This window comes from Mesorhizobium sp. M0159, assembly GCF_040322295.1.
Classification (GTDB): Bacteria; Pseudomonadota; Alphaproteobacteria; order Rhizobiales; family Rhizobiaceae; genus Mesorhizobium.
Genome location: NZ_JAMYTF010000001.1, coordinates 121,756 through 135,083, shown reverse-complemented (window position 1 = coordinate 135,083; position 13,328 = coordinate 121,756). Strand labels below are relative to the sequence as shown.

Here is a 13,328-nt window from a genome sequence, read left to right as displayed (position 1 = left end):
TCAAACCTGATCCCGTCCGTCCTGCTCAAGCAAAGGTCTTGGCGAAGGCGTCGATTTCTGCCTTCAGCCTGGCGCGCAGATCGTCGGACAGCGCCTTCTCCTTGCGGATGCCGTCGAGCACGTCCTTGCCGGCCGAGCGCATATGCGACAGCAGACCATGCTCGAACTTGCCGACCTGGTTGACCGCCAGCTTGTCGAGATAGCCGTTGACGCCGGCGAAGATCACCGCGACCTGCTCCTCGACTTTGAGCGGCGAGAATTGCGGCTGCTTCAACAGCTCGGTCAGACGCGAGCCGCGGTTGAGCAGGCGTTGCGTGGCGGCGTCGAGATCGGAGCCGAACTGCGCGAAAGCAGCCATTTCGCGGTACTGCGCGAGCTCGCCCTTGATCGACCCGGCAACCTGCTTCATCGCCTTGATCTGCGCCGAGGAGCCGACGCGCGACACCGAAAGGCCGACATTGACCGCCGGGCGCACGCCCTGGAAGAACAGATTGGTTTCCAGGAAGATCTGGCCGTCGGTGATCGAGATGACGTTGGTCGGGATATAGGCCGACACGTCGTTGGCCTGCGTTTCGATGATCGGCAGCGCCGTCAGCGACCCACCGCCGTTTTCGTCATTGAGCTTGGCGGCGCGCTCGAGCAGGCGCGAGTGCAGGTAGAAAACGTCGCCGGGATAGGCTTCGCGGCCCGGCGGACGGCGCAGCAGCAGCGACATCTGGCGATAGGCGACGGCCTGCTTCGACAGGTCGTCGTAGCTGATCAGCGCGTGCATGCCGTTGTCACGGAAATATTCGCCCATGGTGCAGGCGGTGAACGGCGCCAGGAACTGCATTGGCGCCGGATCGGAGGCGGTCGCGGCGACGATGATCGAATAGTCGAGCGCGCCGCGCTCTTCCAGGACCTTGACGAACTGCGCCACCGTCGAGCGCTTCTGGCCGACGGCGACATAGACGCAGTACAGCTTTTCCTTCTCAGGGCCGTTGTCGTGCACCGATTTCTGGTTGAGCATGGTGTCGAGGATGATCGCGGTCTTGCCGGTCTGGCGGTCGCCGATGACCAGTTCGCGCTGGCCGCGGCCGACCGGGATCAGCGCGTCGATGGCCTTGAGGCCGGTCGACATCGGCTCGTTCACCGATTTGCGCGGGATGATGCCGGGCGCTTTGACGTCGACGCGCTTGCGTTCGGTGGCCTGGATCGGGCCTTTGCCATCAATCGGGTTGCCGAGCGCGTCGACGACGCGGCCGAGCAGGCCCATGCCGACGGGCGCATCGACGATGGCGCCGGTGCGCTTGACGGTGTCGCCTTCCTTGATGTCGCGGTCGGCGCCGAAGATGACAACGCCGACATTGTCGGCTTCGAGGTTGAGCGCCATGCCGCGGATGCCGCCGGGGAACTCGACCATCTCGCCGGCCTGGACATTGTCGAGGCCGTAGACGCGGGCGATACCGTCACCGACGGACAGCACCTGGCCGACTTCGGAGACCTCGGCCTCCTTGCCGAAATTCTTGATCTGGTCTTTCAGAATTGCGGAAATTTCCGCGGCGCGGATGTCCATCAGCCGACCTCTTTCAGTGCAAGCTTGAGCGAATTGAGTTTGGTTTTGAGCGACGTATCGATCTGGCGCGAGCCGATCTTGACCACCAGTCCGCCGAGCAGCGACGGATCGACGGTGACCGTGATCGCCACATCCTTGCCGGCGACACTTTTCAGCGCTGCCTTCAGCTCGGTTTCCTGGGCAGGCGTCAGCGCATGCGCCGAGGTAACCTCGGCGGCGGTCTCGCCGCGGTGTTCGGCGGCGATCTGGCGGAACGCCTTGATCATGCCGGGCACGGCAAATAGCCGGCGATTCTGGGCAACGACGCGCAGGAAATTGCCGGTGAGGCCGGTGATCCCCGCTTTGTCGGCGATCGCGGCGATCGCCTTGGCCTGGTCCTCGCTGGAGAAGACAGGGCTCCTGATCAGCCGCGAAAGGTCAGCGCTGCCTTCGAGCATCGTTTCGAACCTATTGAGGTCGGCCTCGACGCTGGCGACCGAATTGGCCTGCAGCGCGAGTTCGAACAGCGAACCCGCATAGCGTTCTGCGACACCTGAGATTGGCGATGACGATTGGGCCACGGACCGTCTTTTCTCTTGTCTGACAGGCCGCAGATTGTTGGCGCGAGCAAAAACTCTGGCTAAATCTTTGACCTTACTGCATTTTTCCAAGCACGGAGGCGCGGCTTCCGCTATCCCCGGTCGAAAGTCGATTGCCGTCTAGCACAGGCATTTTCAGACCGCAATGCGTCGTCCGGCATGGTTTTCAGGCACTATTGTCGCATCCGCCGGCCGAGTTCAGCAACCAACCCCGGATTGATCCCTGATTCAGGGCAAAAAGCCGAAGGCGAAGGCCAGAGGCAGCGCCGCCAGCACCAGCTCGACGACGATGGATGCCCAGTTGAACGGCGTGTTGGCGCCGTCCGACATCATCGACAGCAGCCGGCCGAAGGCGGTGAACAGCCAGGAGAAGCCGAGCGCCATATAGAGCAGCGGCTGCGCCAGGAGGATGCAGCACAGGCTGAGGCCGAGATAGAAGCCCGACATCCGGCCGCGCCCCTCGGCGATCGCCGCTGCCTTCTCCGGTCTGACCTGCAGCCGCAGGATCCGGAAGGCCAATCCTGGCGCCAGGAACAGCAGCAGGCCGAACAGCAAGGTCACCACGGCGCTCGACCATGCCAGCCACTCGCCCTGGCTCATCGGCCACGGAAACGCAAATTCCATGTTGTCCCCTCGTAAATGGATATTCAAAATTTCGGGCATTCTAACGAAGCAAGAGACATACGCCAGATGGGCATCGGCAATTTACGGAAGCCTGTCCTCTGAGCCCCTTCACAAAAAGCTCTGCGGGTCGATGTCGACCTGGACTCGCACCGAGCCCCTTATCTTCGGTCCCTCGGCCAGCATGGTGCGAATGAACCCTTGCATGTCGGCGCGCCGTTCGCCCTGGATCAGCAGGCGAAAGCGATGGCGGCCGCCGATCAACGACAGCGGCGCCTCGGCCGGGCCGAGCACGAACAGGTCGCTGGCCTGCGGCGCGGCGCGACGCAGGGCACGGGCGTGCCCTTCGGCTTCGGCCCGTGTCGCCGCGCTGACGATGACGCCGGCGAGCCTGCCGAAGGGCGGCAGCCCCGCCCGCTCACGCTCGGCGATCTCGCGCTCGTAGAAGGCCTCGGCATCGCCTGAGACGATCGCGCGCATCACCGGGTGGTCGGGTTGGAAGGTCTGCAGCAGGCCGAGGCTTTTCTTGCCGGTGCGGCCGGCGCGGCCGGTCACCTGGCTGAGCAGTTGGAAGGTGCGCTCGGCGGCGCGCGGGTCGCCATTGGCAAGGCCGAGATCGGCATCGACCACACCGACCAGCGTCATGTTGGGGAAATTATGGCCCTTGGCGACGAGTTGTGTGCCGATGACGATGTCGGCCTCGCCATTGGCGATGGCTTCAAGCTCGAGCCGCAGCCGCCGCACGCCGCCCATCAGGTCGGACGACAAGACGATGGTGCGGGCATCGGGGAAATGCGCGACGACCTCCTCGGCGATGCGCTCGACGCCTGGCCCGCAGGCGACCAGATGATCGAGCGTGCCGCATTCCGGACAGGCTTCGGGCCGGCGTTCATTGTGCCCGCAGTGGTGGCAGACGAGCTGGCCGCGAAAGCGGTGCTCGACCAGCCAGGCCGAGCAGACCGGACAGCCGAAGCGGTGGCCGCAGACCCGGCAGAGCGTCAGCGGCGCATAGCCGCGCCGGTTGAGGAACAGCAGCGACTGTTCCTTTCTTTCCAGCGTCTGCCGTATATGGCCGAGCAGTACAGGCGACAGGAAGCCGCCGCGTGCCGGCGGCGCGCGGCGCATGTCGATCGTCTTGAGATCGGGAAGTGCCGCCTCGGCAAAGCGCGCCGAAAGCACCGCCCTGCTGTAGCGGCCCTGGCTGGCATTGACCCGGCTTTCGACCGACGGTGTCGCCGAGGCGAGCACGACCGGAAAGCCGCCGATATGGCTGCGCACCACGGCCATGTCGCGCGCGTTGTAAAAGACGCGATCCTCCTGCTTGTAGGCGGGATCGTGCTCTTCGTCGACGACGATCAGTCCAAGCTCCCTGAATGGCAGGAACAGCGCCGAGCGCGCGCCTGCGACGACCCGCACGCCGCCTTCCGCTACCTGCCGCCAGACCTTTTCGCGCATCCTTGGCGGCAGGTCCGAGTGCCACTCCGCCGGCTTGGCGCCGAACCGCTCCTGGAAGCGTTCGAGGAAGGCGTGGGTCAGCGCGATTTCCGGCAGCAGGATCAGCACCTGCTTGCCGCGATCGAGCGCGGCCGCGACCGCCTCGAAATAGACCTCCGTCTTGCCGGATCCGGTTACACCGTCGAGCAGGGTGACGCCGAATGTACCGGTCGCGACATTGGCGCGCAGCGTCTCGGCGGCATCGCTCTGGTCGGGCATCAGTGAAGGCACGGCGTAGCCGGGATCGGGTGCTGCGACCACCGGCCGCGGCGGGATCATCACCGTCTGGAATACGCCCTGCACCCGCAGCCCGTCCACCACCGTCGACGACACGCCTGCCGCATGCGCCAGGCCGGATCGCGTCCAGGCAAGTCCGCCTTCGGCCGTCTCCAGCACGCGCGTCCTCGCCTCCGTCATCCGGTCGGGCTTGGCGAACGTGCGCTGCAGCCCTTCGATCCACGGCTCCGGGTCGAACGCCTCCGGCGCCCTGAGCAGCATGCGCGCCACCATGCCGGGCGGCGACAGCGTGTACTGCGCCACCCAATCGACAAAACGCCGCATCGCGCGGTCGATCGGCGGGCAGTCGAAAACCTGCTCGATCGGCCGCAATTTCTTCGCGTCGACCTTTTCGACGGCGCCGTCCCAGACGATGCCGGCGACCTGGCGGGGCCCAAGCGGAACGCGCACGATCGAGCCCGGCACCACGCGCATGCCAGCCGGCACGGCATAGGTGTAGGGGCGCTCGGCGGGCATCGGCACCAGCACCGGTGCGGCCGCGACAAAGGGCGAATCTTCGATCATGAGGCGTGACCTTGCCCCGACTTTGGTCTAGATCAAAGTCCGACCCCAAATGTGCATGACGTGCACATGAAAAATCTTCAGGAGACCGCCATGAAATTTTTTGTCGACACCGCCGATGTCAAGGAAATCCGCGAGCTGAACGATTTGGGGCTGCTCGACGGCGTAACCACCAATCCGTCGCTGATCCTGAAATCCGGCGGCAAGATCGCCGACGTCACAAGAGAGATCTGCGAGATCGTCAAGGGCCCAGTCTCGGCCGAAGTCGTCGCCACCGAATACAAGGACATGATGGCGGAGGCCAAGATCCTGGCCAGGATCGCCGACAATGTCTGCATCAAGGTGCCGCTGACGCTCGACGGCCTGAGAGCCTGCAAGGACATCCGGTCGGACGGCCGCATGGTCAACGTCACGCTGTGCTTCTCGGCCACCCAGGCGCTGCTCGCCGCCAAGGCCGGCGCCTCCTTCATCTCGCCCTTCGTCGGCCGCATCGACGATAGCGGCTGGGACGGCATGGAGCTGATTGCCGATATCCGCACCATCTACGACAATTATGACTTCCAGACTGAAATCCTGACCGCTTCGGTGCGTACCGTGAACCATGTCAAGCAGGCGGCGCTGATCGGTGCCGATGTCATCACCGCGCCGCCGGCGACGCTCAAGGCGCTGGTCAAGCACCCGCTGACCGACAAGGGCCTGGAACTGTTCCTCGCCGACTGGGCAAAGACCGGGCAGAAGATCGGCTGAAGCGACTATCCTACGAACAAAAAAAGCCGAGCAATCGGCCTTTTTTGCAGATTGCGCACTCTGGAAAGACCTAGCTTGCCGCCGGCTTGCCGTGCTTGATCAGATCCTGGGCAATCGACAGCCGCAGCACATCTGCCAGCTCGCGCGCCGCACGGTTCTCGGCGTCGATCTGGGCCCGGTATGACGCGAATTCCTGGCGCGGCCTGTCGTATGACGACGGAATCGAGCGCTTGCCCCTCGCTATGACCGTGCCCGTCTTGGCATCGCTGAGCACATAGTTGGCAGTCAGCGTCACAGTGCCGGCGGTCGGCTCGTCTTCGTCGGTCGTGACCTGCTCGATTGCCGCCGATTCGACGAGTTCGGAGACGCCGAGATCAAGCGAATAGACCGGCGAAGCCGGCTCGCCGGCGCCCTGGCCGAGCGCGAAGATCAAATTGTTGCGGACCTGCTGGGCGTAGCGGGTCTTGACCGGCTTGACCGAGATCGATGCCAGTTCGGCAGCAGCGCCGACCTGCGAGCCGGCGATCAGCGGCGCGCTCGAATAGAGCGGCCGCACCGTGCAGGCGGAAACCAGCGCCACCGAGGCGAGCAGCCCGTAAAGCACGATACGGCGCAGCGTCAACTCTGTCTTTCGCGGATCAGGCAACGACATTGACGATCCTCTGCGGCACTATGATCACCTTGCGCGGCGCCTTACCTTCGAGCGCTTTCTGCACGAAGTCGAGAGCCAGAACCGCCTTTTCGACCGCACCTTGATCCGCGTCACGGGCAATTGTCAAATCGCCGCGTTTCTTGCCGTTGACCTGGACCGGCAGCACGATCTCGGCGTCGACGACAAGCGAGCGATCGTAATCCGGCCAGGGCCGTCCGGCGACAAGGTCGGTGCCGCCGAGCGTCTGCCAGCACTCCTCGGCCAGATGCGGCATGACCGGCGCGATCAGGTGCACCAGGATCTCGACGGCCTCACGGCAGGCCGCTTGCAGCGCCGGACCGGCCCTGCCCTCTGCCGCCTCGTTGAGCGGTACGGTCAAGGCATTGGCGAGCTCGTAGATGCGGGCGATGGCGCGGTTGAAGGCGAGCTTTTCGATATCCTCGCCGACCGACTTCAAGATCTTGTGCGCGGCCTTGGACACTGTCCCGGCCTCGCCGTCCTTCGCCGCCTCTGGCCGGACTCCGGCGAGCGATTCGGCAGCCGTCGACACCAGGCGCCAGATGCGCTGGATGAAGCGATGCGCGCCGGCCGCACCCTCGTCGGTCCATTCGACATCGCGCTCGGGCGGCGAGTCCGACAGCATGAACCAGCGCGCCGTATCGGCGCCGTAGCCGTCGGTGATCTCTTCCGGACTCACCGTATTCTTCTTCGACTTCGACATTTTTTCGAGCGGACCGATCACCGCCTCTTCGCCGGTGGCGATTTCGAAGGCGCGGCGCTTGCCGTCGGCGTCTTCCAGCCTGACCTCGCTAGGCGCAAGCCAGCGGCCGTTCGAGGCGCCGCCAACCCGATAGGTCTCGTGCACCACCATGCCTTGCGTGAACAGGCCCCTGAACGGCTCGGCGAGATCGACATGGCCGGTCTCGCGCATGGCGCGGGTGAAAAAGCGCGAATAGAGCAAATGCAGGATCGCATGCTCAATGCCGCCAATATACTGGTCGACCGGCAGCCATTCAGTCGCGGCCTTGGGATCGGTCGGATCGTTTGCCCACGGCGCGGTGAAGCGAGCGAAATACCAAGAAGAATCGACAAATGTGTCCATCGTGTCGGTTTCGCGCCGCGCATCCTTGCCGCAACGCGGGCATTTGACGTGCCGCCATGTCGGATGGCGATCGAGCGGATTGCCCGGCCGGTCGAACTCGATGTCGTCCGGCAGCTTGACCGGCAGGTCGGCCTTCGGCACCGGCACCACGCCGCAATCCTCGCAATGGATCATCGGGATCGGGCAGCCCCAATAGCGCTGGCGCGAAATGCCCCAGTCGCGCAGGCGGAAATTCACCTTGCGCTCGGCCATCGGCCGGTTGCCGATGGTCCTTTGTTCCAGCAGCTTCGCCACCTCGTCGAATGCCTGATCCGGCTTCATGCCGTCGAGGAAGCGCGAATTGATCATCGCGCCATCATCGACATAAGCCTCGTCGATGACCTGGAAGCTTCCTTGATTCTCGCCTTCCGGCATCACCACCGGAATGACCGGAAGGCCGTATCTGTTGGCGAAGTCGAGGTCGCGCTGGTCATGTGCCGGGCAGCCGAAGATGGCGCCGGTGCCATAGTCCATCAGCACGAAATTGGCGACGTAGACGGGCAGCGTCCACCTCTCGTCGAACGGATGGACAACGCGAATGCCGGTATCGAAACCCTTCTTCTCGGCCGTCTCCAATGCCGCCGCCGAAGTGCCCATATGGCGGACTTCGTCGATGAACTTTGCCAGCGCCGGATTGTCCTCGGCGGCCTTTTTGGCCAGCGGATGGTCGGCCGCAATCGCCATGAAGGACGCGCCGAAGATGGTGTCGGGCCTGGTCGTATAGACTTCGAGCTCATGCTCGCCGGCGACTGGCTTGGCCAGCGGCCAGCGGATCAGCAGCCCTTCCGAACGGCCGATCCAGTTCGCCTGCATCAGCTTCACTTTTTCCGGCCAGTCGTCGAGTTGGTCGAGCGAATCCAGCAGATCCTGCGCGTAATCGGTGATCTTGAAGAACCACTGCGTCAGCTCGCGCTGTTCCACCAGCGCGCCTGAGCGCCAGCCGCGTCCGTCGATGACCTGCTCGTTGGCAAGCACCGTCATGTCCTCCGGATCCCAGTTGACCTTGGAGGATTTGCGCGTCACCAGCCCCTTCTCGACGAAATCGAGGAACAGCATCTGCTGGCGGTGATAGTAGTCGACGTCGCAGGTGGCGAACTCGCGGGCCCAATCGAGCGACAGGCCCATGACCTTGAGCTGCTCGCGCATGGCGGCGATGTTCTGATAGGTCCAGTCCTTGGGATGGACCTTGTTCTGCATCGCCGCGTTTTCGGCTGGCATGCCAAAGGCGTCCCAGCCCATCGGGTGCAGCACGTTGAAACCCTTGGCCCGCTTGTAGCGCGCCACCACGTCGCCCATCGTATAGTTGCGGGTATGGCCGATATGGATGCGCCCCGACGGATACGGGAACATCTCCAGCACGTAGTATTTCGGGCGCGGGTCGTCATTGTCGGCTTCGAACAGCTTCTTGGCGTCCCAGGCGTTCTGCCATTTGGGCTCTGACGCGCGCGGATTGTATCGTTCGGTTGCCATCGGGTGTTTTTCACTTAAAAGCATGCGCGAGCCGCCGGACAATGCCCGGGCGGCTCAGGAAATGTCGTCGCGGTGTTCACCATGGATTGCCGGACCCGTCAACTGCGGCGATCCGGCGAAAAGCCAAACACAGGCAGGATATAGGCATGGCGAGCGCCGTCGAACAGCTTTTCACGGTCAAGGCAAGGATCGCTGCCGCCGAGCGCGAGGCAGGCCGTGAGGCCGGAGCGGTGACGCTGGTCGCAGTCTCGAAAACCTTCGACGCCGCCGATATCCGCCCGATTATCGAGGCCGGCCAGCGCGTCTTCGGCGAAAACCGCGTCCAGGAAGCACAAGCGAAATGGCCGGTGCTGAAGGAGGCATTTTCCGACATCGAGCTGCATCTGATCGGTCCGCTGCAATCGAACAAGGCCAAGGAAGCGGTGGCATTGTTCGATGTCATCGAAACCGTCGACCGTGAAAAGATCGCCGCAGAGCTGGCCAAGGAGATCGCCAGGCAAGGCCGGTCACCAAGGCTCTATGTCCAGGTCAACACCGGCTCCGAGCCGCAAAAGGCCGGCATCGAGCCGCGCGAGGCTGTCGCCTTCGTGGCCCGCTGCCGCTCGGTTCACGCCCTCGCCATCGAAGGGCTGATGTGCATTCCGCCGGCCGACGAGAACCCCGGTCCGCATTTCGCGCTGCTGGAAAAGCTTGGGCTTGAGGCCGGCGTCGACAAGCTCTCCATGGGCATGTCCGGCGACTACGAAACCGCGATCGCCTTCGGCGCGACCAGTGTCAGGGTTGGATCGGCAATTTTCGGCGCCAGATGAGGCGCAGCCGACCTTAGGCCACAGGCTGACATTGACTGCGCCAGCGTATAGAAACGGAACGTTTCGTTCCTATATGGGTCGAGTTATTCTCAACCCGTCTGGAGCCACCCATGCGTTACAATCAACTTGGAAATACGGGGATGTTCGTCTCCGAACTTTGCCTCGGCACGATGACGTTCGGCGCGGCCGGCGAGAATGCCCAATGGGGCCTGATCGCCAGCCTCGACCAGAAGGGCGTCGACGAGATCGTTGCCCGCTCGCTCGCCGCCGGCGTCAATTTCTTCGACACGGCGGATGTCTATTCCTTCGGCGCCTCGGAACGGCTTCTCGGCCAGTCGCTCAGGAATCTTGGCGTCAACCGACAGGACGTGATCATCGCCACCAAGGTCCATGGCGCCATGGGCGGGGGCCCGAACCAGCGTGGTTCCTCGCGCGGCCACATCATGGATTCGGTCGAAGGCAGCCTCGAGCGGCTGCAGCTCGATCACATCGATCTCTACCAGCTGCACGGCACCGACACGGTGACGCCGATCGACGAGACACTGCGGGCGCTCGACGACCTCGTTGCCGCCGGCACGGTCCGCTATGTCGGCGTCTCGAACTGGCAGGCCTGGCGCGTTGCCAAGGCGCTGGGTATTGCCGAGCGCAAGGGATTTGCCCGCTTCGAGACCGTGCAGTCGTACTACTCGATCGCCGGCCGCGATCTCGAGCGCGAAATCGTGCCGCTGCTCAACGAGGAGAAGCTCGGGCTGATGGTCTGGTCGCCGATGGCTGGCGGCCTGCTCTCCGGCAAATACGGACCGGGCGCCCCCGGCAATGGCGAGGGCCGCCGCGCCAGCTTCAATTTCCCGCCGGTCAATGAGGACCGTGCCTGGGCAGCAGTCGCCGTCATGCGCGAGATCGCCGTCAAGCACGGCGTCAGCGTCGCCACGGTGGCGCTCGGCTATGTCCTGGCCAAGCCATTCGTGATGAGCGTCATCATCGGCGCCAGCCGCATGGAGCAGCTGGAACAGAACCTTGCAGCCACCGAGTTGAAGCTCGATGCCGATGATCTCGTTCGCCTCGACGAAGTCAGTGCCCTGCCCGCCGAATACCCCGGCTGGATGCTGGAACGTCAGGCTGCCGGCCGGCGTCCGGCGCCCGTTGTGCCGAAAACGTAACTCAATCTCACCTTCGATTCGATGCTTCGGGAGCCGGCAGGCTCCCGATCTTTTTTGGGCTCAGGTCAGCCGGACCGTCTCGACCAAAAAGTCCAAAAACGCCCGCACCCGCGCCGGCAAATGCTTGCCTTGGCCGACATAGACGGCGTGGGTGAGTTCCTCGTCGCCGGGGTTGAACTCTTCCAGCAGCGGCAGAAGCCGGCCGGCGGCAATGTCGGCCTCCACATGCCAGCGTGCCAGCCGGGCGAGGCCCGCCCCCGAGAGCGCCATCAGCCGCATCGCCTCGCCGTCGCTGACTAGCGTATTTCCGATGATCGACAGGGTGATCGGCTTGCCGGCCGCGTCGATAAAAGGCCAGCCCTCGAGGTGACGTACGAAACGGAAGCCCATCCGGTTGTGACGATCGAGATCGGCGGGCGTCTTGGGCGTGCCACGCGCTTCGAGATACGATGGCGCCGCAACGACGACCACCCGGCTCTGCCCGAGCTTGCGCGCCACCAGCCGTGATTCGCCGAGCGGTCCGGCGCGGATGGCGACGTCAGCGCGCTCCTCCATCAGGTCGATGACATCGTCGGTCAACACCAGATCGACCGAGATTTCGGGGTAGCGTTCTAGGAAACGCGGCAAAAGCGGGATCAGCCGATGCTGCCCGAAAGGCACGTAGCTGTTGATCCGCAGCCGGCCACGCGGCGCGGCACCCGCCGCTGCCTCGCGCTCGGCCGCCGCCATGTCGGCCAGGACGCGCACGCCGCTGTCGAAGAACGCCGCCCCCTCCGGCGTCAGTTGCAGCTTGCGCGTCGAACGGCTGACCAGCCGCGCACCAAGCCGCGCCTCCAGCCGCGCGATCAGCTTGCTCACCGCCGACGGCGTCATCCGCAACGCGCGGGCAGCGGCTGAAAAGCTGCCCGCCTCGACGACGCGGACGAACACTTCGATCTCGCCGGAGCGATTGATGTCGGGCCTGGCCATTGGTGAATCTATTTCACAGACGATGTGCCCGATGCAAGGCTGGTTCACAGCACATCGCGGCACGATCTTCCGGATCGGGGCGTGGGAGGACACGGCGCCCGTCGTCAAAACTGGTCGTCATCGAAGTGGGAACCGCCATGCCCCTTGCTCTTTACGCTCTTGCCGCCGGTGCGTTCGGCATCGGCGTCACCGAATTCGTCATCATGGGCCTGCTGCTCGACGTCAGCACCGATCTCGACGTCTCGATCTCGGCTGCCGGCCAGCTGATTTCCGGCTATGCGCTGGGCGTTGTCATCGGCGCGCCGCTGCTGACGATCGCAACCGGCCGTTGGCCGCGCAAAACCGTGCTTCTGGCGCTGATGGCGATCTTCACGCTGGGCAACCTCGCTTGTGCGCTTGCCCCAGACTACTGGACGCTGATGGGTGCGCGCGTACTGACCGCCTTCGCCCACGGCACCTTCTTCGGCGTCGGCTCGGTCGTGGCGACCGGACTGGTGGCGCCCAACAAGAAAGCCTCGGCGATCGCCCTGATGTTCACCGGCCTGACCATCGCCAACATCCTCGGCGTGCCCTTCGGCACATGGCTCGGCCAAGCCTTCGGCTGGCGCGCGACCTTCTGGGCGGTGACCCTGGTCGGCATCGCCGCCTTTACCATCATTCTGCTGCTGGTGCCGGGCAGCCGAACAGAGCCTGAGAAGAGCAATTTGCGCGCCGATCTCGCCGTGCTCGGCCGCACGCCGGTCCTGCTTGGCTTTGCTACCACCGTGCTTGGCTATGCCGGCGTCTTCGCCGTCTTCACCTACATCGCCCCGTTGCTGACCGAGATCACCGGTTTTGATGAAGCAGCGGTGTCGCCGATCCTGCTGGTCTTCGGCGGCGGCCTCATTGCCGGCAACCTCGCCGGCGGCAAGTTCGCCGACCGCTGGTTGGTACCGTCCGTTCTCGGCAGTCTCGTCGTCCTGGCGATGGTGCTCGGCACCATGACCTTCGCCCTGCACAGCCAGGTCATGGCCGTTATCTATGTCGGCCTGCTCGGCGCCGCCGCCTTCGCCACCGTCGCGCCGCTACAGTTATGGGTGTTGCAGAAGGCACAAGGCGCCGGCCAGAGCCTCGCCTCATCCTTCAACATCGCCGCCTTCAACCTCGGCAATGCTGCCGGCGCCTGGCTCGGCGGCGTGGTCATCGCCCATGGTCCCGGCCTCGATGCCGTCACCTGGGTCGCGGCCCTGTTGCCGCTTTCAGCGCTTGCCGTGGCGGCGTTTGCGCTGCGCCTCGACCGAGATCCTGTCCTCGCCACACCGGAAATCGCGCGGTCATAGAACGGCAAACCTCAA

Annotated in this window: 11 protein-coding genes; 4 read left to right on the top strand and 7 right to left on the bottom strand. The window is 64.4% G+C overall.

Annotated elements, in window-relative coordinates:
* Positions 1-25 precede the first annotated feature (25 nt).
* The 4 genes from atpA to NKJ32_RS00605 all read right to left on the bottom strand — a co-directional run bounded on the left by atpA (position 26) and on the right by NKJ32_RS00605 (position 5,049).
* Positions 26-1,555 (bottom strand): F0F1 ATP synthase subunit alpha, encoded by a 1,530-nt coding sequence (gene atpA, locus NKJ32_RS00620; protein ID WP_023678099.1) that lies wholly within the window; start codon positions 1,553-1,555, stop codon positions 26-28.
* Entirely contained in the window at positions 1,555-2,115 is a 561-nt protein-coding gene (locus NKJ32_RS00615) for a F0F1 ATP synthase subunit delta (RefSeq protein ID WP_023678100.1), read from the bottom strand. The genes atpA and NKJ32_RS00615 overlap by 1 nt, the downstream gene beginning before the upstream one ends.
* 246 nt (positions 2,116-2,361) lie before the next feature.
* The gene (locus tag NKJ32_RS00610; protein WP_023678101.1) at positions 2,362-2,757 is read right to left on the bottom strand and encodes an AGROH133_08824 family phage infection protein; all 396 of its coding nucleotides are present in this window, start codon (positions 2,755-2,757) and stop codon (positions 2,362-2,364) included.
* A 108-nt stretch (positions 2,758-2,865) separates the two neighbouring features.
* Positions 2,866-5,049, bottom strand: coding sequence for a primosomal protein N' (locus NKJ32_RS00605; RefSeq protein ID WP_352826640.1), 2,184 nt, complete (start codon positions 5,047-5,049; stop codon positions 2,866-2,868).
* Between the two features lie 90 nt (positions 5,050-5,139).
* Between NKJ32_RS00605 and fsa the strand changes: the two genes are divergently transcribed.
* Positions 5,140-5,793 carry a fructose-6-phosphate aldolase gene (gene fsa, locus NKJ32_RS00600; RefSeq protein WP_023678103.1) on the top strand — a complete coding sequence of 218 codons (654 nt, stop codon included), beginning with the start codon at positions 5,140-5,142 and terminating at the stop codon, positions 5,791-5,793.
* Positions 5,794-5,863: 70 nt separating this feature from the next.
* Here fsa and NKJ32_RS00595 read toward each other — a convergent pair whose 3' ends face one another.
* Together NKJ32_RS00595 and leuS are read right to left on the bottom strand one after the other, a co-directional pair.
* Complete coding sequence (locus NKJ32_RS00595; RefSeq protein WP_352826639.1) at positions 5,864-6,445, bottom strand: LPS assembly lipoprotein LptE; 582 nt, start codon at positions 6,443-6,445, stop codon at positions 5,864-5,866.
* Complete coding sequence (leuS, locus tag NKJ32_RS00590; RefSeq protein WP_352826638.1) at positions 6,432-9,056, bottom strand: leucine--tRNA ligase; 2,625 nt, start codon at positions 9,054-9,056, stop codon at positions 6,432-6,434. Before leuS ends, NKJ32_RS00595 begins: the two co-directional genes overlap by 14 nt.
* 146 nt (positions 9,057-9,202) lie before the next feature.
* Between leuS and NKJ32_RS00585 the strand changes: the two genes are divergently transcribed.
* Both NKJ32_RS00585 and NKJ32_RS00580 read left to right on the top strand, forming a co-directional pair.
* On the top strand, positions 9,203-9,865 hold the full coding sequence (locus tag NKJ32_RS00585) for a YggS family pyridoxal phosphate-dependent enzyme (RefSeq protein WP_023678106.1): 663 nt from the start codon (positions 9,203-9,205) through the stop codon (positions 9,863-9,865).
* A 110-nt stretch (positions 9,866-9,975) separates the two neighbouring features.
* Positions 9,976-11,025: an aldo/keto reductase gene (locus tag NKJ32_RS00580; RefSeq protein WP_023678107.1), complete on the top strand. Its 1,050-nt coding sequence runs from the start codon at positions 9,976-9,978 to the stop codon at positions 11,023-11,025.
* Positions 11,026-11,085: 60 nt separating this feature from the next.
* Here NKJ32_RS00580 and NKJ32_RS00575 read toward each other — a convergent pair whose 3' ends face one another.
* On the bottom strand, positions 11,086-11,994 hold the full coding sequence (locus tag NKJ32_RS00575) for a LysR family transcriptional regulator (protein ID WP_023678108.1): 909 nt from the start codon (positions 11,992-11,994) through the stop codon (positions 11,086-11,088).
* Between the two features lie 137 nt (positions 11,995-12,131).
* Here NKJ32_RS00575 and NKJ32_RS00570 point away from each other — a divergent pair, with 137 nt between their 5' ends.
* A complete protein-coding gene (locus NKJ32_RS00570; protein ID WP_352569514.1) occupies positions 12,132-13,313 on the top strand; it encodes an MFS transporter in 1,182 nt (393 codons plus the stop codon).
* Positions 13,314-13,328: the final 15 nt, after the last annotated feature.

Coding starts and splice junctions, on each gene's coding strand:
- leuS (WP_352826638.1), bottom strand. CDS start 9,056: ATGGCAACCGAACGATACAATCCGCGCGCGTCAGAGCCCAAATGGCAG.
- NKJ32_RS00595 (WP_352826639.1), bottom strand. CDS start 6,445: ATGTCGTTGCCTGATCCGCGAAAGACAGAGTTGACGCTGCGCCGTATC.
- NKJ32_RS00570 (WP_352569514.1), top strand. CDS start 12,132: ATGCCCCTTGCTCTTTACGCTCTTGCCGCCGGTGCGTTCGGCATCGGC.
- NKJ32_RS00575 (WP_023678108.1), bottom strand. CDS start 11,994: ATGGCCAGGCCCGACATCAATCGCTCCGGCGAGATCGAAGTGTTCGTC.
- NKJ32_RS00580 (WP_023678107.1), top strand. CDS start 9,976: ATGCGTTACAATCAACTTGGAAATACGGGGATGTTCGTCTCCGAACTT.
- NKJ32_RS00605 (WP_352826640.1), bottom strand. CDS start 5,049: ATGATCGAAGATTCGCCCTTTGTCGCGGCCGCACCGGTGCTGGTGCCG.
- fsa (WP_023678103.1), top strand. CDS start 5,140: ATGAAATTTTTTGTCGACACCGCCGATGTCAAGGAAATCCGCGAGCTG.
- NKJ32_RS00610 (WP_023678101.1), bottom strand. CDS start 2,757: ATGGAATTTGCGTTTCCGTGGCCGATGAGCCAGGGCGAGTGGCTGGCA.
- atpA (WP_023678099.1), bottom strand. CDS start 1,555: ATGGACATCCGCGCCGCGGAAATTTCCGCAATTCTGAAAGACCAGATC.
- NKJ32_RS00585 (WP_023678106.1), top strand. CDS start 9,203: ATGGCGAGCGCCGTCGAACAGCTTTTCACGGTCAAGGCAAGGATCGCT.